Consider the following 20,187-nt stretch of genomic DNA (forward strand, 5'->3'; position numbering starts at 1 on the left):
CCAAAAGAGCAGATCGACCAAATGGTGGATGCAGCGTTCCAATTCCCTGCACCAATCAACCAAGTAAAAGACGGCGTTTACGCGCTTGAGCTTTTCCACGGTCCAACACTGGCATTTAAAGATTTCGGCGGCCGCTTTATGGCTCAATCTTTAGCCGCTGTTTCTGATGGTGGTCAAATCACTATCTTAACGGCAACATCAGGTGATACTGGTGCGGCGGTTGCGCATGCTTTCTACGGCATGGAAGACATCAATGTTGTGATTCTTTACCCGAAAGGCAAGATCAGCCCACTGCAAGAGAAGCTGTTCTGTACGCTTGGTAAGAACATCCACACTGTGGCGATTGATGGCGACTTTGATGCGTGTCAGGCTCTAGTTAAAGACTCATTTGATGACGCAGAACTGCGTAAAGAGATTGGCTTGAACTCAGCAAACTCGATCAACATCAGCCGTTTAATGGCTCAGATCTGTTACTACTTTGAAGCGGCTTCTCAGCTGACTAAAGAGCAACGTGAAAACCTGGTTATCTCTGTACCAAGTGGTAACTTTGGTAACCTAACAGCTGGTCTACTGGCTAAAGCGCTAGGTCTACCTGTTAAGCGTTTCATCGCAGCAACCAACGAAAATGACACGGTTCCTCGTTACCTAGAAACAGGCGAGTGGGATCCAAAACCGACCGTTGCAACAACATCGAACGCGATGGACGTAAGCCAACCGAACAACTGGCCTCGTATCGAAGAGCTTTGCCAACTGAAAGGTTGGGGCTTAGATACACTAGGCAAGGGTAAAGTATCTGACGAGCAGAGCGCTGAATCAGTACGCGACCTAAAAGCACAAGGTTACCTATGTGAACCACATGGTGCGATTGCTTACCGTCTACTGGAAGAGCAGCTGCAAGAGAACGAAACTGGCTTGTTCCTGTGTACAGCACACCCAGCGAAATTTAAAGAAGTGGTTGATGACATCCTAGGCTCTGATATCGAACTGCCTGGCCCGCTAGCAAAACACGCGGCGATGGAGTTGTTGTCTGAAGATCTTGATAACGATTTTGAAGCGCTAAAAGCAGTGCTTCGTCGAGTTCAACCTGCGTAATTTTTCAAAAACGTAAACGTAGAACTTAGATAGATCAGAAAAGGTGAATGAGCAATCATTCACCTTTTTTATTGTCTGAGTGTTTTTAAAGTAAGCTTTATTTAAGGGTTTTCTTACGCTTAAATGGCTTTAAGTCAGCTTATTGCTTTAACCCGATCAAAACGGAAAGGGATCGTATGAATTTTTTGATTTTTCTTGGCTCTGTACGTGAGAGCACACCTCCAAGACCTGCGCGATTAGGGATGAGAGTCAGCAAGGCGTGTGAAAAGCTGCTTGCGAATCAACACTCAGAGCATACGGTCGAGATTATCGACCCATTGAATTATGACTTTGGCGATGTGTTTAAGCCTGAGTTTTCGTATCATCGTTCAAAAGTACCCGCACATTTAGCGGAGTTAGCCGACAAGATCGCTAAAGCTGATGGCTATGTGATGGTTAGCCCGGAATACAATCATTCGATGAGCCCAGCGCTAGCTAATATTCTCAATCACTTTGGTAGCTCGCTATTTTCATATAAACCGAGTGCGATTGTGACCTATTCTGCCGGTCAGTGGGGCGGGGCAAGAGCATCCGTTTCAATGCGCACCTTCTTGTCAGAGCTAGGTTGCTTGCCAGTTTCTGCGATGATTCACTTGCCGAAAGCGCAAGAAGTGTTTGATGAAGAGGGCGGCGTTGTTCAAGAGTCTGATCAAGCACAATGGGATGAATACATGAACCGAACATTCCACCAGTTGATGTGGTGGGCACAAGGCGCTGCGCTACAAAGAGACAAGGTGGATCCAACGGCTCTGGCGAAAGCCTTTACTAAAGATCCTTCTCAACGAAATGCGCCATAACCAAATTTGATTGGTGACAGTGCTGTTTGGTTTTAAGGGAACGGGTTCGAGTTGGAACAATAAGCGATAAGAAGTTGCTAGGACAAAAACTAAAAAAGCTTGGCCATTTCTGACCAAGCTTTTTAAATCTTTAACACTCTAGTTTACTGAGATTATAGAGACTCAGTGAACGTACGTGCGATAACGTCACGTTGCTGTTCAGTTGTTAGAGAGTTGAAACGTACAGCGTAACCCGATACACGGATAGTTAGCTGTGGGTAGTTCTCTGGGTGAGCAACTGCGTCTTCTAGCGTTTCACGCTTAAGAACGTTAACGTTTAGGTGTTGGCCACCTTCGATGCGTGGTGCTGCTTCGATTGCAACTTCACGGCTTTCGTACTCGCCTAGGTCTGCAGCTGAGATAACTTGGTCAGCTTCGAAACCTGCAGTAGCAACAACACAACGAGCTTCATTCTTCTCGCTATCTAGTAGCCAGATTGAGTTTAGTAGGTCATCGTTTGCTGCTTTAGTAATTTGAATACCTTGGATCATAACTATCTCCTAGTCCACTGAATGTGGTTTGATTATGGTGTTAACTTTCGATTTTTATTGAGCTGGGTAATATATACCTAATATTAGTAAGGTTAACATTGATTTAAGTCAAAAAACAACCAAAAACCATATTTTTACAAAGGTGATTATATTGAGGTAAATCAATAAAACCTTTGAAAACAAAGTAATTACAAAATATTTTAAAGTATAAAAAATATTTAACAGTCATATTTGTTGTAAGTTTACTACATTTGTTGTGTTTTTATTGAACTGCAACCGATACGACCCTTTATTTATTAAGCATTCTGAAAGTGTAAAGTGATTTAATGACAAACAATAATTCATCCTCAAAACCGGAAACAAATATTAAGTTTATTGGCGCTCATGTATCGGCTGCTGGTGGTGTTGATCAGGCGCCTATGCGTGCACGTGAAATTGGCGCCAATGCGTTTGCACTGTTTACCAAGAACCAGAGACAGTGGGCGGCAAAACCGCTAGAAGCGAAAACCATTAGTGCCTTTAAAGCCAATTGCAAAATGTTGGGCTTCGGTGCTGAGCACATTCTTCCTCATGACTCCTACCTGATTAACCTAGGAGCACCAGAAGAAGAGAAGCTAGAGAAATCACGCGCGGCTTTTATTGATGAAATGGAGCGTTGTAATCAACTTGGATTAACGCTTTTGAATTTTCACCCTGGCAGTCATTTGAAGAAAATCTCAGAAAGCGAATGTTTGGCGAAGATCGCTGAATCGATCAACCTAGCTCATCAAGCGGTACCTGACGTAATCGCAGTGATCGAGAATACGTCTGGGCAGGGCACTAACCTGGGTTGGAAGTTTGAACATCTAGCAGAGATTATCGATCAGGTAGAAGATAAGTCACGTGTTGGTGTGTGCTTAGACACCTGCCATACGTTTACTGCTGGCTATGACTTACGTACAAAAGAGGCGTGTGAGCATACTTTTGCTGAGTTCGACCGCATCGTGGGTATGCACTATCTAAGAGCAATGCACATCAATGATTCAAAAGCTGAGTTCGCGAGCCGAGTCGATCGACACCATTCTTTAGGAAAAGGCGAAATTGGCTGGGATTGTTTTGAGTATATTGCCTCTGATTCTCGCTTTAATGGTATCCCTCTTATCTTGGAAACCATTGATTCGACCATCTGGAAAGAGGAAATTCAACAACTTAGAATGTTTCATCGCTCAGCAACGCTAGCGAGCGAAGAAGCGTAATAATAGAGGGGGAAATTTATTTCCGTCTATTTCTAAAAATTGGCACCTTTCTTTCATAGTATTAAAGTGAATATGTAGTTCACGATGTCTTAGAGGAGGTGCCTTTATGTATTCAATCACCCAAACTTCAACTATTGCAGTCGCACGCCGTTTACCTACACCAAACCGTCACGTGCATAACCACGGCCACCATCGTACACAGCAGAAAAGTGGTTAATCGAGATAAACACAACTTGAACTGATTATTATGATTCATCAACAAGTGAACCCTACACATCATGTTTATTGATAGCTGTATGAGGTATAACTAGAGCCTTATTTAGGACAGTTAGCCGATACAGCTATTTTTTTGTCTGGCGAAAGCCGCTAGAAACCTTGATGATTGGGAAGTAAAACGATGAGCGCACCAAAGACTTGGGAATCCATTATTAATGATGAACGTGATAAAGAGTACTTTCAGAGTGTCCTCGCGTTTGTTGAACAGCAACGTGATAGTGGCAAAACCGTCTACCCGCCACAAGATCAGGTGTTCAGTGCCTTTGATATGACGCCTTTCGAGTCCGTGAGAGTGGTTATCTTAGGGCAAGATCCTTATCACGGTGCTAACCAAGCTCACGGCTTAGCATTCTCAGTGCTTCCTGGTGTGAAAATTCCCCCTTCTCTACGCAATATGTACAAAGAGCTTGCACAAGATATAGAGGGCTTTGAGATTCCTAGTCATGGTTATCTCGATTCTTGGGCACGACAGGGGGTGTTGATGTTGAACACTGTCCTTACCGTAGAAGAGGCAAAAGCACACTCACATGCTAAGTGTGGCTGGGAAACCTTTACCGATGCCATTATTGCTGAGCTTAATCAGCGCTCTGAACCGATCATCTTTTTGTTGTGGGGCGCACACGCTCAGAAGAAAGGCCAAGCGATTGATGACGACAAGCATCATGTGTTGGTTGCACCTCACCCATCGCCATTATCGGCACGCCGTGGCTTCTTCGGTTGTCAGCACTTCTCTACAACCAACAAGCTGCTTTCTTCTATGGATCAACAACCTATTGACTGGCGTTTACCAACAGAAGTGTAGGTTGGTGGTTTTCTGAGCAGGGTCAAATCATAAATCAGCATATTCGTATACACTTATAAATAGTAGGTGTAATGGAGTGCAATACTATGATGATTGAAAGGATAAGACGAGAGCATGGCTATATGGCTCGTTTACTCGCGATACTCAACAGTAAGTTAGAATTTCTGAAAGAGGAGCGAGAAATAAACTATAGCCTGATCGCAGAGGTGGTTCATTACCTTATGAACCATTCAGACAAAGTGCATCACCCTAAAGAAGACGTCATTTATCGCTACTATCTTAAGCAATATGGCAGCGAGCAAGCGATTGAAGACTTGGAGTTAGAGCATCAATTGCTTTCTGAGAAAACGGCGGACTTTTTAGGTTTGGTCGATATGATCCTTCAAGATGCGGTGGTCCCTCAACAAGTCTTTATTGAGCAGCTTGAAGCGTTTGTGAAGGCCCAGCGAAAACACATGGAATATGAAGAGAAGCATGTGCTACCCATGATTGTTGAGGCGTTCACGGTGAAAGATTGGCAAGAAGTGGAGTCTCAATGGCTTCAACCTGAAGATGACCCTGTCTTTGGAGAGACCATCGCCGATCAATATCGCCAACTCGCGGCTCGGGTTCGACAAAATGAACAAGAGTGCGTTTAGCCTGTTTTAATGTTGAAACGCCCCTATTTTTAGGTGCCCTCTATATTAGAGGGTTGGTTTCCAAATGGCGCTTTGAGCGGATTAACTACCTCAAACAATAAAAAAGGCACCTATATAGGTGCCTTTTGCTATCTGATTTCTTATCGTGCTGATTAAAGCTTTATATCGTCAAGGCTAAAATCAAGACCTAGGTTCATCTCTCTCAGCTCTTTCTCAAGCTGCCTACGATCGTTGATGGCTTCGATTTCACGCCACTTACGCTTGAGTGGTTTCGAGCGTGATTTTTGAGTTACACGAGGCATTTCTAGTTCTGATACTTCATCGAATTGAAAGCTATCCATAAGCCATATCTCCTTCCGTGGGACTAGTTCTTACGAACCAATAAATATCATATTTAGGTTCACAATAACTTTGATTTGTTTCTCATTTGTTTCAAATCTATGAAGCTTTTGTTCTATTTTCTTATGCATGCTCACACATTATGAGAATTATTATGTATAAAAAACAGGCAAACAAACCTAAGTAAACGATTAAATTGGGGGTTATTGAATGTTAATTCATTGTGCGAATGGAATAGCGTTTTGACTACAATGCATTGAAGTGCACATGGTGCCGTGCGGTATAGGGATCTCATTGGCCTAGAAAAAAACGAAGATCTTCACTATACCTTGTAAAACCTAGGCTGACGTCATTTTTATAGGATGATGTTCTTGTTGGGGTAGTGCCGTGGCTGTTGTTGATATTATGTCCCGATAATGTGACTTTTATTGGGCTGCATTGTTGAAAGTTGTGTTAACAAAAGGTGTGTTATTAGTGAAATGTCATTTTAATATAAGTGCATTTGCATATTGATTTTTAGGCCGTCTCGCTGCATTATCCGCCCGTCAAAAAATACACTGATACGTAAAATGGATGCATGAAGCGACATTTACAGTCTCAATCGCCGCAAGAATATAACAAGAGTGCCGACACAACATTGACAGAGGCATAGGCGATTAAGAGGAAGGCTAGGAAGCATGATCGGTGCTTAAACTCAATTACGAGGTTCACGTGACAGACTTAATCAATTTGATGAACGATCTCCTTTGGGGATCTATCTTAGTTTACTTACTGGTTGGTGTGGGTATCTACTTCACTGTACGACTAGGCTTCATTCAATTCCGCCATTTCGGCCACATGTTCTCTGTTCTTAGAAACAGCCGTAAAGCAGACAGTGCTGGTATCTCTTCTTTCCAAGCTCTTTGTACTAGTCTCGCTGCTCGTGTAGGTACGGGTAACATGGCAGGTGTTGCTGTAGCACTAACAGCTGGTGGCCCTGGTGCTATCTTCTGGATGTGGCTAATCGCAATGCTAGGTATGGCAACATCGTTTGCAGAAAGCACACTGGCACAGCTATACAAAACGCGTGATAACGACGGTAACTACCGCGGCGGCCCTGCATACTACATGGAGAAAGGCCTAGGCATGCGTTGGATGGGGGTTCTATTCTCTATCTTCCTAATCATTGCATTTGGTCTTGTATTTAACGCGGTTCAAGCGAACGCGATTGCAAGCGCAATGAACACAGCATTCGACCTTGAGCGTAGCTACGTTGGTGTTGGTATCGTAATCATCTCTGCATTCGTTATCTTCGGTGGTATCCGTAAGATTGCACGTACAGCAGAAATCATCGTTCCAATCATGGCATTGGCTTACCTAGCGATCGCTATGTACGTAATGTTCGCGAACATCGAGAAAGTGCCTGAAGTACTGGCTCTTATCTTCAAGAGTGCATTCGGTCTGCAAGAAGCAGCAGCGGGTGGTCTAGGTTACGCAATCGCACAAGCGATGATTAACGGTATCAAACGTGGTTTGTTCTCGAACGAAGCGGGTATGGGTTCTGCGCCAAACGCAGCAGCTTCTGCTACGCCTTACCCACCGCACCCAGCATCACAAGGTTACGTGCAAATGCTAGGCGTGTTCATGGATACCATTGTTATCTGTTCAGCAACAGTCGCAATCATCCTGATGTCTGGTGAGTATGTACCACACGGTGAAGTAACGGGTATCGAACTAACGCAACGTGCACTAACAGCACAAGTGGGCGAATGGGGCGGCATCTTTGTAGCGGTAGCGATTTTCTTCTTCGCTTTCACTTCAATCATTGCAAACTACTCGTACGCTGAAACGAACCTTATCTTCCTTGAGCACAACAACAAGAAGGGCCTAGTGCTGTTCCGTATCGTTGTTCTGGGTATGGTTATGTTCGGTTCTCTAGCGACGTTACCAACGGTATGGGCACTGGCTGACGTATCGATGGGCCTAATGGCGATTGTTAACTTGGTGGCGATTATCCTGCTATCTGGCATCGTGATTAAGCTAGCGAAAGACTACAACCGCCAACTAGACGCGGGTAAAGTACCAACATTCGATTCGAATGACTTCCCAGAGCTTAAGTCTCAGCTGGAAGACGGTATTTGGGACAACAACAAGAAGTAATCTTGTTGGAGCGATAAACGGCTCATCCTAAAGTGATTAGAAAGGCTAAGGTTTCGACCTTAGCCTTTTTCTTTGCCTGTCATTTGTCTCATTCTGTCTATCAAAGCTAATTTTCTCTATCGAAGTAATAGGAAGAGTCATAAAGACAAGTTGATGTTTTTTCTATACTCTAGCAGCATCCAGTTAGATAACCGATTAGGGTAAAGTTATGTTAGTTGTCGTTTCTCCAGCCAAAACACTTGATTACGAATCACCATTAGCGACGGAACGCTTTAGTCAGCCTGAGTTTGTTGAACACTCTGCTGAGCTGATTGAAGAGTGCCGCAAACTGACGCCAGTAGATATTTCTGCACTGATGAAAGTCAGCGATAAAATCGCAGGGTTGAACGTAGCGCGCTTTGAGCAGTGGAGCGAGACCTTTACCCAAGACAACGCACGCCAAGCAATCCTAGCCTTTAAGGGCGATGTATACACTGGCCTAGACGCTGAAACGCTATCGGATGAAGATTTTGATTACGCACAAAACCACCTACGTATGCTTTCTGGGTTATATGGCTTGCTTAAGCCGTTAGATTTGATGCAGCCTTATCGCCTAGAGATGGGGACACGCTTGGCGAATGCTCGTGGTACTAACTTGTACCAGTTCTGGGGCAACATCATCACAGACAAGCTGAATGAAGCATTGAATGCTCAAGGCGACAACGTGTTGATCAACCTAGCGTCTAACGAATACTTTAAAGCCGTGAAGCCGAAGAACTTGGATGGCCAAGTGATTACCCCTGTATTCAAAGACTGCAAGAACGGTCAGTACAAGGTAATCAGTTTCTACGCGAAGAAAGCACGTGGCATGATGGCTCGCTACATTATCGAGAACAAGATCGACTCGGTTGAGGCGCTGACCCAGTTTGATACGGCGGGTTACTACTTCGTTGAAGAAGAGTCGAACGCGAAAGAGCTTGTCTTCAAGCGTGAAGAGCAAAACTAGTAGCCCTTGGCTAACGAGTTACTCTCGGTTTTAGCCCGATAACAGACCAGATAGAGAAAAGCCCCATGCAGCGAACTGCATGGGGCTTTTTTATTGAATCATTTAGAAGCTAGCAAATAGTCAGATTACTTCTTCTTTGCTGCTTTCTTTTTCTTCGCGATTTTTTTCTTCTTCGCGATTTTTTGTTTCTCTACAGCTTTCTTATCTTCTTTCTTCGGTTTCTTCTTCTTAGTCACGGCCGCTTTCTTATGCGTAGGGCGCATGCCTTCGATGAAGCGTTCTTTGATTGGTTCGTCTGTGTAACGAGCCACACGCTCAATCATTAGTTGATCGTGCGCTTCAATGATAGAAACCGCGTTACCTTTTTTACCAGCACGAGCAGTGCGGCCAATACGGTGTAGGTATACGTCAGCCGTACGTGGCATGTCGTAGTTGATTACGTGGCTTACGTCTGGAAGGTCGATACCACGAGCAGCAACGTCAGTCGCTAGTAGTACGTTTACAGAACCGTCACGGAAACGAGCAATCGCGTTGTTACGACGATCTTGAGGCATTTCACCTTGAATCCATGCACATGGGATTTGCGCGCTTTCAAGCTGAGCTCGTAGATCACCTAGACGATCACGCGTCTTCAAGAACACGATGCTGCGCTCAGCTTGCTCTGTGATGACGTGCTTTAGGATGTTCAGCTTGTGCTCTGCTGTGTCTGCACGGTGGTACCACTGAGTGATCTTCTTACGCTCACGAAGTGATGATTTCGCATCGATCTCCGCTGGGTTTTTAAGTAGATCTTCAGTGAAGCCTTCAATGCCTTTACCTTCTAGCGTTGCTGAGAACAGTAAAGTTTGTTTACGCCAGCGACACTCTGCAGACAGACGGTCAACAACAGGGCCAAAGCCCATGTCTAGCATACGGTCCGCTTCATCTAGAACTAGCCATTCAATCGCACGACAGTCAAAACGCTCGCCTTCAATGTATTCCATCAAACGGCCAGGTGTTGCTACTACGATATCTTGAGTCGTACTTAAGATATCTGCGTGCTCTTGGTACATCACACCGCCTGTGATCGTGAAGATGTTTAGGCTGGTGTATTTAGCAAGCTCACGTGCTTGTTCGGTGATCTGCATTGCTAGCTCACGCGTTGGCGTCAGGATAAGCATACGTGCAGGACCAGATTTCTTACGTGGGAAATCCAGTAGGTATTGCAGTGCTGGCAATACAAATGATGCTGTTTTACCAGTACCTGTTGGCGCAGAAGCCAAAACGTCTCTTCCATCTAACGCTTGTGGGATTGCTTCAGCTTGTATCTGTGTTGGACGTTCGTAGCCCATTTCGTCAATTGCTTTAAGCAGCTCTTGGTTTAGATCGAGTTCTGCAAAGGTTCTGATCACTGTTGTTTCTCCACAAGCAATAAATGTTTCTGCCTCAAAAAGCAGACGATAAAAAAGAGTAGTCGGACATTATAGAAGCATTAGTGATTAGGATCACATGGTATTTGCTACATCTTGAGATAAAAATCTTTAGTGAGCGCAATAAATGCTTCGCTATAACCACCTTGGTGGTGAATTGTAAGCGATTCGCGCTGCAAATCTTGCTCGCAAGCAGGATCTTTAGATAACTCGAATAAAATTCGGCTAGCTGGCTTTTTATCTGTTGTTTTCACATCAAGGCGTTTTGCTAGATACCAACCACATTGCTCGGCAAGCTTGATAAAACCTTCCCCCTCAGGCGTCGGTAGGATGAAACTGGCAGTCGCGGCGTCGGTTGTTATCTCGAAACATCGCTGGGCAAGCGCTAAATGATCCAAGCTGTCGGTGTGTCTGGCGGTGGCTCTTTGGCTTTGCTGCGCCTGTTCTCCAGAGTTGAAGTAGGGCGGGTTACAGATGATCGCATCAAACCTTTGTGGAAAGTCGGCCGTTAACACGCTGCCGTGATCAAGGGAGATACGATCTTGCCAAGGCGACTGCTCAATATTAACAGTGGCAGCATCAATGGCGTGTTGATCAATATCTATCGCAGAGATTGAAGCATCTTCAAAACGCTGCGCAGCCATCAAAGCCAGCAGACCTGTTCCGGTTCCAATATCGAGTACACATGATCTTTGTGGCAGGCTTACCCACGCGCCAAGTAATACGCCATCGGTACTGACTGGCATACCGCTTTTCCCGCCGTAAATTGAGAATTGCTTAAAATTGAAGCTTTTAGTTTGCACTGTTTTGTCTTTCATTAATGTTCTGAGTATCGAGATATTTTAAGTGATTAGCTCTAATGTTAACCGCTTGTATGAATCAATGTTCTGCTTGAGAAACTATTGTTGTGAATTATGGTTAGTTTATAATTGTGGCTATTTTTCTATAGCTAGTGGAATCCACTGCCTTTTATTCTCATATGCAAATTTATATGGTGTTTTTGTGTGGTGACTTGCAGCTAGCCAGTTGTTTCGTCATTATGCGCGACTATTTTATAGATTGATTGGCAGCTTTGAGCTGTAACATTCATGTAAGCACAACATAAATTCATAAATATAATTAAGGATTATCTGTGAAACAGAGTCTAAAACTAACAGATATAATGGCATTGGGCTTTATGCTTTTTGCGTTTTTCTTGGGTGCAGGTAACATCATCTTCCCACCTCTAGCTGGCCAATTAGCCGGTGATCACTTCCTGCCAGCGATGTCTGGTTTTCTGCTGACTGCCGTTGGTCTGCCGTTAATCACTATCGTCGCGGTCGCAGTGGCTGGTGGCTCTTGGGGTCACTTAACTAAAGATCTTCCTAAGAAAGCTGCAACCATCATGGCTGTGCTGATCTTTATCATTATCGGTCCTGCATTTGCTGCACCGCGTACTGGCCTTGTTGCCTATGAGATGGCGGTGAAACCGTTCTTCATCGATGCCTCTCAAGCTCACCTAACTCTCTTTTCGATTGCATTTTTTGTAGTAGCGATGTTCTTCTCATGGTCGCAAGGTAAGCTTATTGACATCATTGGTAAGGTACTAACACCTGCATTGTTCGTTGGTTTGGTTGTACTGGCGATTGCTGTGTTCGTTAACCCTCAAGGTGATATTCTTGCGGCTCACGGTGAGTACATCACTCAGCCACTGACCAAAGGTTTCCTTGAAGGCTACAACACCATGGATACTTTTGCTTCTTTGATGTTTGGTATGCTGATTGTTGATGCGATTCGTAGCAAGGGCATTACTGACCGTGCAGCGACGACTAAGTACCTAATTAGCGCGGGTTGTATTGCCGCAGCGGGTCTAGCGTTTGTTTACATCTCTCTATTCTACCTAGGCGCAACAAGTGCAACAGTCGCAGCTGGTGCCGACAATGGCGGCGCTATCTTAAGTCTATACGTTCAATCGTTGTTTGGCCCTTCTGGTCAGCTAGTGCTTTCTGTGATCGTACTATTAGCGTGTCTAACTACGGCGATTGGCCTTGTGTCAGCATGTTCTGATTACTTCAGCTCGCTAACGCCTCTGTCTTACAAGACTTGGGTAATCATCAACGGTGTCGCTTGTGCAACCGTTGCGAACGTTGGCCTTTCTCAACTGATTTCTCTGTCTGTTCCAGTACTGTTTGCACTGTACCCAGTCGCTATCGCGTTGGTTGCTCTGACATTCTTGCGTAGCCGTTTCCCTAATCCAAAAGCGGCTTACCGCGTAGTGGTATTAGTGTCACTGCTGTTTGCTCTTATTGATGGCGCTAAAGTAGCGGGTGTAGATGTGTCTGCACTTAAGATGCTGCCACTGTTTGAGATCGGTATGGGTTGGTTGCTTCCAACAACGGCTGCAATCATCTGTATGTTCTTCGTTGGTAAATCAACAGAACAAGAGATGGCTGAAGAGACTGTTTAATCTTCCGTTGAGATTAGATTGTCCTTCGAGATGAAATAGAAAAGGCCTCATTACTCCGCAGTAATGAGGCCTTTTTGTATTCTGTGGTCTTTTTATATTCAGCTACTTAGCCGGGAGCACTTCTGATTGGTTATAGCTTTTCGCTGTACTCAACCAGTACTTGTTCAACCCAGCTTGCGATACGGTCGTCGCTAAGCTCGTATTGTGAATCTTCATCAAGCGCCAAACCAACGAATTGAGATTTGTCTTCCGTTAACGCTTTAGACGCTTCGAACTCGTAGCTATCATCGTTTGGCCAGAAGCCAACAAACTCTGCACCCGCGGTTTTCAGTTCATCATGCAATAGACCCATCGCATCGAGGAACCATTCACCGTAGCCTTCTTGGTCACCCAAACCAAACAGAGCCACAACCTTGCCTTTCATTGGCGTGGTTGCGATGTCTTCCCACAGTTCATTCCAATCTTCTTGGATTTCACCGAAGTCCCAAGTCGAGATGCCCAGCAATAAAAGGTCGTAGTCCGCCATCAATGAAAGAGGGGTTTCTTTCACGTTATGGATATCAACTAGGTCTTCACCAATAATGCCGCGAATTTTCTCTGCTGCCATTTCTGTGTAGCAGGTGGTTGAGCCGTAAAATAATCCAATTTTCATAGCAAACGTTCGATTTTAATTTCAGATGGCGAATTCTAACCATAAATCGACTTCGATTGCAGCGATTATCCGCTCAAGTCGTAATTTTTATGGCATTCATATTTGCTCTGGCATACTCTCAAAACAGTTTCCAATATTGTGAGTAACACTATGCAGTCGCCTCAAGGGCAGAGCGCAGACCACGGTCTCGTTGAGCAGTTTTTAGATGCTATGTGGATGGAGCGAGGATTATCGGAGAATACGCTTGTCTCGTACCGTACCGATTTGTCCAAGTTATTAGCGTGGATGGAAAAGAACAATTACCGCCTCGACTTCATTAGCCTTTCAGGTTTACAGGATTATCAAGGCTGGTTAGCCGACGCCGGTTTTAAGCAGACTTCTCGTGCCCGTATGTTGTCGGCGATTCGTCGCTTGTTCCAATACTTACACCGCGAGAAAATCAGAGGTGATGATCCAAGTGCTTTGTTGATCAGCCCGAAGTTGCCGCAACGCTTGCCGAAAGATTTGAGCGAAGAGCAGGTTGATGCTTTGCTTGATGCGCCAGATCCGAACGATCCGATTGAGCTTCGCGATAAGGCGATGCTTGAGTTACTCTATGCAACCGGTTTGCGTGTGACAGAACTGGTTAGCTTGACGATGGAAAATATCAGCCTAAGACAGGGCGTGGTGCGTGTTATTGGTAAGGGTGGCAAAGAGCGCTTAGTACCAATGGGCGAAAATGCGGTGGATTGGATAGAGACTTTTATTGAACAAGGTCGTCCACATCTACTTGGCGAAAACAGTTCTGATGTGGTTTTTCCGAGTAAACGCGCCAAGCAAATGACCCGTCAGACGTTCTGGTATCGTATTAAGCACTACTCGGTCGTCGCTGGGATCGACACAGAATTGTTGTCACCACACGTATTGAGACACGCTTTTGCGACGCATTTACTGAACTATGGCGCAGATCTCAGGGTCGTACAGATGTTGCTTGGGCATAGTGACTTATCGACAACCCAAATTTATACTCACGTGGCGACTGAAAGGCTGAAGCAAATTCACGCGCAGCATCACCCACGTGCTTAAATCCATTTATTTTTAAGGTGAACTTAATGAGCGTATTACGCCGTCTTCCTCTACTAGCGCTTCCTCTTATGATTACTGCATGTAATGCATCAGAAGCGAAAGTAGAAACAACATCAACAGCCGTAGAAGCTGCTCCAGCTCAAGCTATTGATACAGCTGCGTTAACTAAGCGTTTTGAAAAAATCGGTATTAAGGTCGATAAGATTGTTCCTTCGGATATCGATGGTCTTTTAGAAGTTCAAACCAACAGCGGTATTATCTTTTCTTCTCCAGAGGGCGATCACTTTCTAGCCGGTACACTTTACTCTTTGGATGAAAACGGTAAGTTCAGTGATGTTTTGGCTGAGCGTCAAGCTCCGCTGAATGCTGAAAAAGTCGCGGCGATGTCGGATACGGTTATCGAATACAAAGCCGATAACGAAAAGTATGTTGTGACGGTATTTACTGACATTACGTGTGGCTACTGTGTTCGTCTGCACAGCCAAATGCAAGGCTACAACGATCTGGGTATCACCGTTCGTTACATGGCTTACCCACGTCAAGGCGCGACAGGGCAAGTTGCCGATCAAATGGCAGCAATCTGGGCTTCAGATGATCCAAAAACAGCGATGCATGACGCTAAAGTAAACCGTCAAATGCCAGCCTCTGGTAAAGACCTAGCTGAGCAAAAGCAGATCATTGCTAAACAGTACCAATTGGGTCGTGAGCTTGGCATCAATGGCACACCGGCTATCGTGCTAGCAAGTGGTGAGTTGGTGAGTGGTTACTTACCGCCAGCACAACTTCTTCAACGTTTAGAGCAATAATCTCGTTTTCTGTATTGCCAATTTATCCCCCATGTTTTTGATTTAAGGAGTGGCCTGATTGATATCGGGCCCATTTTTATATGATAGAGATCCAACGCCGTCCTGAGGTCGACATTTCAGTCTTACCTGCTCACTTACCTGACTTGTTAAAGCGCATTTATGTGAGTCGCGGAATCGACAGTGCCGACCAACTAGAGACAGCAGCGAAAGGCTTGCACTCTTATCAAAAACTGGGCGGTATTGATGCTGCGGTTGAGCTGTTGTTCAAAGCGATTCAGCAGCAAAAACGCATCATCATTGTTGGTGATTTTGATGCCGATGGCGCGACCAGTTCGGCGCTGTCTGTTTTAGCGTTACGTATGCTCGGCAGCTCTAACGTCGACTATCTGGTACCAAACCGTTTTGAAGATGGCTATGGCTTGAGCCCTGAGGTTGTCGAACAGGCAATCGAGCTTGGTGCTGAAGTGATCATGACGGTTGACAACGGTGTCTCTTCAATTGAAGGTGTTCGCTTTGCTAAAGAGAAGGGGCTAGAGGTTTTGGTTACCGATCATCACTTGCCGGGCAATGAACTGCCAATGGTCGATGCGATGGTTAACCCAAACCTAGAGAGTTGTGCTTTTCCTTCGAAAGCCTTAGCGGGTGTTGGGGTCGCTTTTTACCTGATGATGGCACTGTGTGTTCACATGCGTAAGTTGGGTTGGTTTGCAGAGCGCGGCATGACAGAGCCTAAGTTGATGGAACTGATTGACCTTGTGGCGCTGGGTACGGTTGCCGACGTGGTTCCACTCGATGAAAACAACCGAATTTTAGTACATCAAGGTTTGCAACGTATTCGTGCGGGTAAAGCTCGTCCGGGTATTCAAGCCTTGATCGAAATCGCTAAACGAGACGCTAAGCGTTTGGTGGCGTCTGACTTTGGCTTTGCTCTTGGTCCTCGCATTAATGCAGCTGGCCGACTGGACGACATGTCTTTTGGTGTTGAGCTGCTAATGAGTAACAACATCCATGCGGCGCGTCGCATGGCGAGTGAACTGGATGGTTTGAACCAAACACGTAAAGAGATCGAAGAGGGAATGAAGCAAGAAGCGATGGCTTTTTGTGAGCGCCTTGAATTTGGTAAAGACGACCTACCTTCTGGCTTAGCCCTGTTCCAACGTGATTGGCACCAAGGTGTGATTGGTATCTTGGCTTCGCGTATCAAAGATAAATACCACCGCCCAGTGATTGCTTTTGCTGATGGTGGGGAAGGGAGTATTAAAGGCTCTTGTCGTTCGATCCCGGGTCTGCACATGCGTGATGCGCTGGACCGTATCGACACTCAAAACCCCGGCTTGATTCTTAAGTTTGGTGGCCACGCAATGGCGGCTGGCTTAACCATCATGGAAAAGGATTTTGAACGCTTCAGCAAGCTGTTCAATGATGTCGTGAAGAATGAACTTGGAGAAACAGCACTGAAGGGCATTATCTTGTCTGATGGTGAGCTGTTACCAGAAGAGTTCTCTATGCACACCGCTGAAACGCTGCGTTCAGGTGGCCCGTGGGGACAAGCTTTCCCTGAGCCAATCTTCGATGGTGAGTTTAAAGTACTGCACCAAAAGTTGGTGGGTGAAAAACACCTTAAATTGATGCTCGAGCCGCTCTACAAAGGTCACCCTACCAATGTGATGATTGACGGTATTGCCTTTAACGTCGACCTACGTCGCTGGCCTGATGCCTCGGTGAAAACCGTTCATCTTGCATTTAAGCTCGATATTAACGAATTTCGCGGTAACCAATCGTTGCAGCTGATGATTGATCATATCGAAGCCAAATAGTTATTTTTGGCTCAATAATGCTCATCATATAGCGCCAAATTCAACAAGCTCTGTTCAAAAACAGGGCTTGTTTTCCTTCCTGCCCTTACAAATTTTACGTGTTTTTTCTGCTTGTCAATTTTATATCCCATTAAGTTGTTGAATCTTGGTTCACCACTCTAAAAAATTCTGTATCTCCGTCACACTTTTGAGTACAATTCTTCGGTTAAATTCTACTCATAAATGATGAGCTAAAATGTTTGAAATCAATCCTATAAAAAACCGTCTGCAGGATGTGTCTGAGCGCACAAATATCCTGAGGGGGTATCTTTGACTATGACGCTAAGAAAGAGCGTCTAGAAGAAGTAAACGCAGAATTAGAACAACCGGATGTATGGAACGAACCTGAGCGTGCTCAAGCGCTAGGTAAAGAACGTTCTGCATTGGAAGCGGTAGTAGAAACGATCGACCAACTTGACCAAGGTGTTGAGGATGTTGATGGCCTATTAGAGCTTGCGGTTGAAGAAGAAGATCAAGAAACGTTCGATGAAATTGAACCAGAACTGGCCGAGCTTGAAGCTAAGCTAGAGAAGCTGGAATTCCGTCGTATGTTCTCTGGTGATCACGATGCATCAGATTGCTACATCGATTTACAGTCAGGTTCGGGCGGTACAGAAGCTCAAGACTGGACTTCAATGATGTTGCGCATGTACTTACGTTGGGCAGATTCGAAAGGCTTCAAGACTGAAGTTATCGAAGTGTCGGATGGTGATGTTGCTGGCCTTAAAGGCGCAACGATACGTATTTCTGGTGAGTATGCTTACGGTTGGTTACGCACAGAGACTGGTGTTCACCGTCTAGTTCGTAAGTCACCATTTGATTCAAGTGGTCGTCGTCATACTTCATTTGCATCTGCGTTTATCTATCCTGAGATTGATGACAACATTACGATCGACATTAATCCTTCTGACCTACGTATTGACGTATACCGTGCCTCTGGCGCTGGTGGTCAGCACGTAAACACCACGGAATCGGCGGTACGTATTACTCACGTTCCGACCAACACCGTGGTTCAGTGTCAGAATGACCGTTCGCAGCATAAGAACAAAGATCAAGCGATGAAGCAGCTACGTGCTAAGCTTTTTGAACTTGAGATTCAAAAACAAAATGCTGAAAAACAAGCGAGCGAAGAAACGAAATCAGACATCGGTTGGGGCAGTCAGATCCGCTCTTACGTACTGGATGATTCTCGTATCAAAGATTTACGCACCGGCATCGAAAACCGTAATACTCAAGCGGTTCTTGACGGTGACTTAGACAAGTTTATTGAAGCTAGCCTGAAATCAGGTCTATAAGCTTTATCAACTATTAAGCTTTACCAATAATATTGGTAAAAATGCCTATATTTGCAAAAATATAGCGGTCCAAATTTTAAAAGCAGGGTACATCTCTAATGACTGATGCTGTTCAAAACGAAAACGCACAAGAAGCTTCTTCACCTGAAGAGAACAAACTAATCGCTGAGCGCCGCAGCAAGCTGGATCACATCCGCCAAAACTGCAAAGCTAACGGTCACCCAAATGACTTCCGTCGTGAGCACCTAGCTGGCGATCTTCAAGCGGAATTCGGTGAGAAGACTAAGGAAGAGCTAGAAGAGCTTAATCACATCGTTGCGATCGCTGGTCGTGTTATGGCGAAGCGTGGTCCATTCCTTGCGATTCAAGAAACTTCTGGTCGTATCCAAGCATACGCAGCGAAAGACGTACAAAAAGTACTGAAAGAGAAGTACCAAGGCCTAGATATCGGTGACATCATCGGTGTTAAAGGTGCGCTTCACAAATCGGGTAAAGGCGACCTTTACGTGAACATGGAAGAGTTTGAATTGCTGACTAAAGCACTTCGTCCTCTACCAGAGAAATTCCACGGTCTAACTGACCAAGAGATGCGTTACCGTCAGCGTTACGTTGACCTAATCGTGAACGAAGATTCTCGCAATGCATTCATCGTGCGTTCTAAGCTAGTATCTTCAATCCGTAACTTCATGAGCGCGAAAGGCTACCTAGAAGTTGAAACGCCAATGATGCACGTGATCCCGGGTGGCGCAACTGCACGTCCATTCATCACTCATCACAATGCACTAGACATCGACATGTACCTACGTGTTGCACCAGAGCTTTACCTTAAGCGTCTAGTGGTTGGTGGTTTTGACCGTGTATTCGAGATCAACCGTAACTTCCGTAACGAAGGTCTATCTCCACGTCACAACCCAGAATTCACAATGATGGAATTCTACCAAGCGTACTCTGACTACAAAGACCTTATGGATCTGACAGAAGAGATGCTAAGCACGGCAGCAATGGACGTTCTTGGTTCTACTTCTATGCCTTACGGTGACGAAACGGTTGAGTTCGGTGGCACTTACGCTCGCATGAGCATGTTCGATGCAATCAAACACTACAACCCTGAGCACGCTGAGATTCAAGCGCTAACAGAAGCAGATCTACAAGATCGTGAGAAGATGGTTGCTATCGCAAAATCTGTACACGTAGACGTAGAAACGTTCTGGACATGTGGTCAGCTTCTAGAAGAGATCTTTGGTGAAACGGCTGAGCCTCAGCTAATTCAACCAACGTTCATCACTGGCTACCCAGCGGACATCTCTCCTCTAGCACGTCGTAGCGATGACAACCCATTCTTCACAGACCGTTTTGAGTTCTTCATCGGTGGCCGTGAAGTAGCGAACGGTTTCTCTGAGCTTAACGATGCACAAGACCAAGACGAGCGTTTCAAAGCGCAAGTTAACGCGAAAGACGCGGGTGATGACGAAGCGATGTACTACGATGCAGACTACATTACTGCACTAGAGCACGGCCTACCGCCAACAGCGGGTCAAGGTATCGGTATCGACCGTCTAGCAATGCTATTTACAAACACGCACACAATCCGTGACGTGATCTTGTTCCCGGCAATGCGTCCACAAGCGTAATTCTCGCTTATAGGGCGTAACAGCCTATGTAATTAAAAAGCCACCTTCGGGTGGCTTTTTCTGTTTTTGGGCTTCAAAACCTAGTCTGTACCGCACTCTTGATTCGAAAAATCGTTATTTCTGACATAGTCTTACTATTGAGACATAAAATCTAA

Annotated in this window: 18 protein-coding genes; 13 read left to right on the forward strand and 5 right to left on the reverse strand. The window is 45.2% G+C overall.

What is annotated here, in order from left to right; translation table 11 throughout:
• Together thrC and IQQ51_RS09040 are read left to right on the forward strand one after the other, a co-directional pair.
• A partial coding sequence (gene thrC / locus IQQ51_RS09035) for a threonine synthase (RefSeq protein ID WP_228012755.1) occupies positions 1-1,092 on the forward strand: 1,092 nt, incomplete at its 5' end.
• A 176-nt stretch (positions 1,093-1,268) separates the two neighbouring features.
• A complete protein-coding gene (locus IQQ51_RS09040) occupies positions 1,269-1,928 on the forward strand; it encodes an NADPH-dependent FMN reductase (protein ID WP_052880101.1) in 660 nt (219 codons plus the stop codon).
• A 152-nt stretch (positions 1,929-2,080) separates the two neighbouring features.
• Here IQQ51_RS09040 and grcA read toward each other — a convergent pair whose 3' ends face one another.
• Positions 2,081-2,458 (reverse strand): autonomous glycyl radical cofactor GrcA, encoded by a 378-nt coding sequence (grcA, locus tag IQQ51_RS09045; RefSeq protein ID WP_017059315.1) that lies wholly within the window; start codon positions 2,456-2,458, stop codon positions 2,081-2,083.
• 326 nt (positions 2,459-2,784) lie between these two features.
• On the opposite strand from grcA, the gene nfo reads away from it, so the two are divergent.
• From nfo to IQQ51_RS09060, 3 genes are all read left to right on the forward strand, one after another.
• Positions 2,785-3,693, forward strand: a complete 909-nt coding sequence (gene nfo, locus IQQ51_RS09050) for a deoxyribonuclease IV (RefSeq protein WP_050654352.1) — start codon at positions 2,785-2,787, stop codon at positions 3,691-3,693.
• A gap of 397 nt (positions 3,694-4,090) precedes the next feature.
• Positions 4,091-4,771 carry a uracil-DNA glycosylase gene (gene ung, locus IQQ51_RS09055; RefSeq protein WP_193840861.1) on the forward strand — a complete coding sequence of 227 codons (681 nt, stop codon included), beginning with the start codon at positions 4,091-4,093 and terminating at the stop codon, positions 4,769-4,771.
• Positions 4,772-4,857: 86 nt separating this feature from the next.
• Entirely contained in the window at positions 4,858-5,409 is a 552-nt protein-coding gene (locus IQQ51_RS09060) for a hemerythrin domain-containing protein (protein ID WP_193840862.1), read from the forward strand.
• A 152-nt stretch (positions 5,410-5,561) separates the two neighbouring features.
• Here the strand turns inward: IQQ51_RS09060 and IQQ51_RS09065 are convergent, their stop codons facing one another.
• Positions 5,562-5,750, reverse strand: coding sequence for a DUF3545 family protein (locus IQQ51_RS09065; protein ID WP_017059319.1), 189 nt, complete (start codon positions 5,748-5,750; stop codon positions 5,562-5,564).
• 709 nt (positions 5,751-6,459) lie between these two features.
• Here IQQ51_RS09065 and IQQ51_RS09070 point away from each other — a divergent pair.
• Positions 6,460-7,887: an alanine/glycine:cation symporter family protein gene (locus IQQ51_RS09070; protein WP_032545312.1), complete on the forward strand. Its 1,428-nt coding sequence runs from the start codon at positions 6,460-6,462 to the stop codon at positions 7,885-7,887.
• 208 nt (positions 7,888-8,095) lie between these two features.
• Positions 8,096-8,872 carry a peroxide stress protein YaaA gene (gene yaaA, locus IQQ51_RS09075; RefSeq protein WP_048606773.1) on the forward strand — a complete coding sequence of 259 codons (777 nt, stop codon included), beginning with the start codon at positions 8,096-8,098 and terminating at the stop codon, positions 8,870-8,872.
• Positions 8,873-8,997: 125 nt separating this feature from the next.
• On the opposite strand, the gene srmB is transcribed toward yaaA, so the two are convergent.
• A complete protein-coding gene (gene srmB / locus IQQ51_RS09080) occupies positions 8,998-10,263 on the reverse strand; it encodes an ATP-dependent RNA helicase SrmB (protein ID WP_017059323.1) in 1,266 nt (421 codons plus the stop codon).
• 107 nt (positions 10,264-10,370) lie between these two features.
• Positions 10,371-11,099 carry a tRNA1(Val) (adenine(37)-N6)-methyltransferase gene (locus IQQ51_RS09085; protein ID WP_193840863.1) on the reverse strand — a complete coding sequence of 243 codons (729 nt, stop codon included), beginning with the start codon at positions 11,097-11,099 and terminating at the stop codon, positions 10,371-10,373.
• A 314-nt stretch (positions 11,100-11,413) separates the two neighbouring features.
• Between IQQ51_RS09085 and brnQ the strand changes: the two genes are divergently transcribed.
• The gene (gene brnQ, locus IQQ51_RS09090; RefSeq protein ID WP_050651911.1) at positions 11,414-12,727 is read left to right on the forward strand and encodes a branched-chain amino acid transport system II carrier protein; all 1,314 of its coding nucleotides are present in this window, start codon (positions 11,414-11,416) and stop codon (positions 12,725-12,727) included.
• A 130-nt stretch (positions 12,728-12,857) separates the two neighbouring features.
• On the opposite strand, the gene fldB is transcribed toward brnQ, so the two are convergent.
• A complete protein-coding gene (gene fldB / locus IQQ51_RS09095; RefSeq protein ID WP_048606779.1) occupies positions 12,858-13,379 on the reverse strand; it encodes a flavodoxin FldB in 522 nt (173 codons plus the stop codon).
• Between the two features lie 150 nt (positions 13,380-13,529).
• On the opposite strand from fldB, the gene xerD reads away from it, so the two are divergent.
• The 5 genes from xerD (at position 13,530) to lysS (ending at position 20,032) form a co-directional block, all read left to right on the forward strand.
• On the forward strand, positions 13,530-14,444 hold the full coding sequence (xerD, locus tag IQQ51_RS09100; RefSeq protein WP_193840864.1) for a site-specific tyrosine recombinase XerD: 915 nt from the start codon (positions 13,530-13,532) through the stop codon (positions 14,442-14,444).
• Between the two features lie 26 nt (positions 14,445-14,470).
• Positions 14,471-15,250, forward strand: coding sequence for a thioredoxin fold domain-containing protein (locus IQQ51_RS09105; RefSeq protein ID WP_017062874.1), 780 nt, complete (start codon positions 14,471-14,473; stop codon positions 15,248-15,250).
• 80 nt (positions 15,251-15,330) lie between these two features.
• Positions 15,331-17,067 (forward strand): single-stranded-DNA-specific exonuclease RecJ, encoded by a 1,737-nt coding sequence (gene recJ, locus IQQ51_RS09110; RefSeq protein ID WP_017059329.1) that lies wholly within the window; start codon positions 15,331-15,333, stop codon positions 17,065-17,067.
• Positions 17,068-17,302: 235 nt separating this feature from the next.
• A protein-coding gene (gene prfB, locus IQQ51_RS09115) for a peptide chain release factor 2 (protein ID WP_156169623.1) occupies positions 17,303-18,401 on the forward strand; the annotation gives its coding sequence in 2 pieces (ribosomal slippage) (positions 17,303-17,377 and positions 17,379-18,401; 1,098 coding nt in all).
• Positions 18,402-18,499: 98 nt separating this feature from the next.
• A complete protein-coding gene (gene lysS / locus IQQ51_RS09120) occupies positions 18,500-20,032 on the forward strand; it encodes a lysine--tRNA ligase (protein ID WP_017059330.1) in 1,533 nt (510 codons plus the stop codon).
• Positions 20,033-20,187 lie beyond the last annotated feature (155 nt).

It is taken from the genome of Vibrio sp. OPT18 (genome assembly GCF_015163615.1).
In the GTDB taxonomy this organism is placed as follows: Bacteria; Pseudomonadota; Gammaproteobacteria; order Enterobacterales; family Vibrionaceae; genus Vibrio; species Vibrio coralliirubri.

What these genes read in the sequence shown, in the direction of transcription:
- grcA (WP_017059315.1), bottom strand. Translation starts at nt 2,458, where the DNA reads ATGATCCAAGGTATTCAAATTACTAAAGCAGCAAACGATGACCTACTA.
- fldB (WP_048606779.1), bottom strand. Translation starts at nt 13,379, where the DNA reads ATGAAAATTGGATTATTTTACGGCTCAACCACCTGCTACACAGAAATG.
- IQQ51_RS09105 (WP_017062874.1), top strand. Translation starts at nt 14,471, where the DNA reads ATGAGCGTATTACGCCGTCTTCCTCTACTAGCGCTTCCTCTTATGATT.
- IQQ51_RS09065 (WP_017059319.1), bottom strand. Translation starts at nt 5,750, where the DNA reads ATGGATAGCTTTCAATTCGATGAAGTATCAGAACTAGAAATGCCTCGT.
- lysS (WP_017059330.1), top strand. Translation starts at nt 18,500, where the DNA reads ATGACTGATGCTGTTCAAAACGAAAACGCACAAGAAGCTTCTTCACCT.
- recJ (WP_017059329.1), top strand. Translation starts at nt 15,331, where the DNA reads ATGATAGAGATCCAACGCCGTCCTGAGGTCGACATTTCAGTCTTACCT.
- IQQ51_RS09085 (WP_193840863.1), bottom strand. Translation starts at nt 11,099, where the DNA reads ATGAAAGACAAAACAGTGCAAACTAAAAGCTTCAATTTTAAGCAATTC.
- nfo (WP_050654352.1), top strand. Translation starts at nt 2,785, where the DNA reads ATGACAAACAATAATTCATCCTCAAAACCGGAAACAAATATTAAGTTT.
- IQQ51_RS09040 (WP_052880101.1), top strand. Translation starts at nt 1,269, where the DNA reads ATGAATTTTTTGATTTTTCTTGGCTCTGTACGTGAGAGCACACCTCCA.
- yaaA (WP_048606773.1), top strand. Translation starts at nt 8,096, where the DNA reads ATGTTAGTTGTCGTTTCTCCAGCCAAAACACTTGATTACGAATCACCA.
- IQQ51_RS09060 (WP_193840862.1), top strand. Translation starts at nt 4,858, where the DNA reads ATGATGATTGAAAGGATAAGACGAGAGCATGGCTATATGGCTCGTTTA.
- ung (WP_193840861.1), top strand. Translation starts at nt 4,091, where the DNA reads ATGAGCGCACCAAAGACTTGGGAATCCATTATTAATGATGAACGTGAT.
- xerD (WP_193840864.1), top strand. Translation starts at nt 13,530, where the DNA reads ATGCAGTCGCCTCAAGGGCAGAGCGCAGACCACGGTCTCGTTGAGCAG.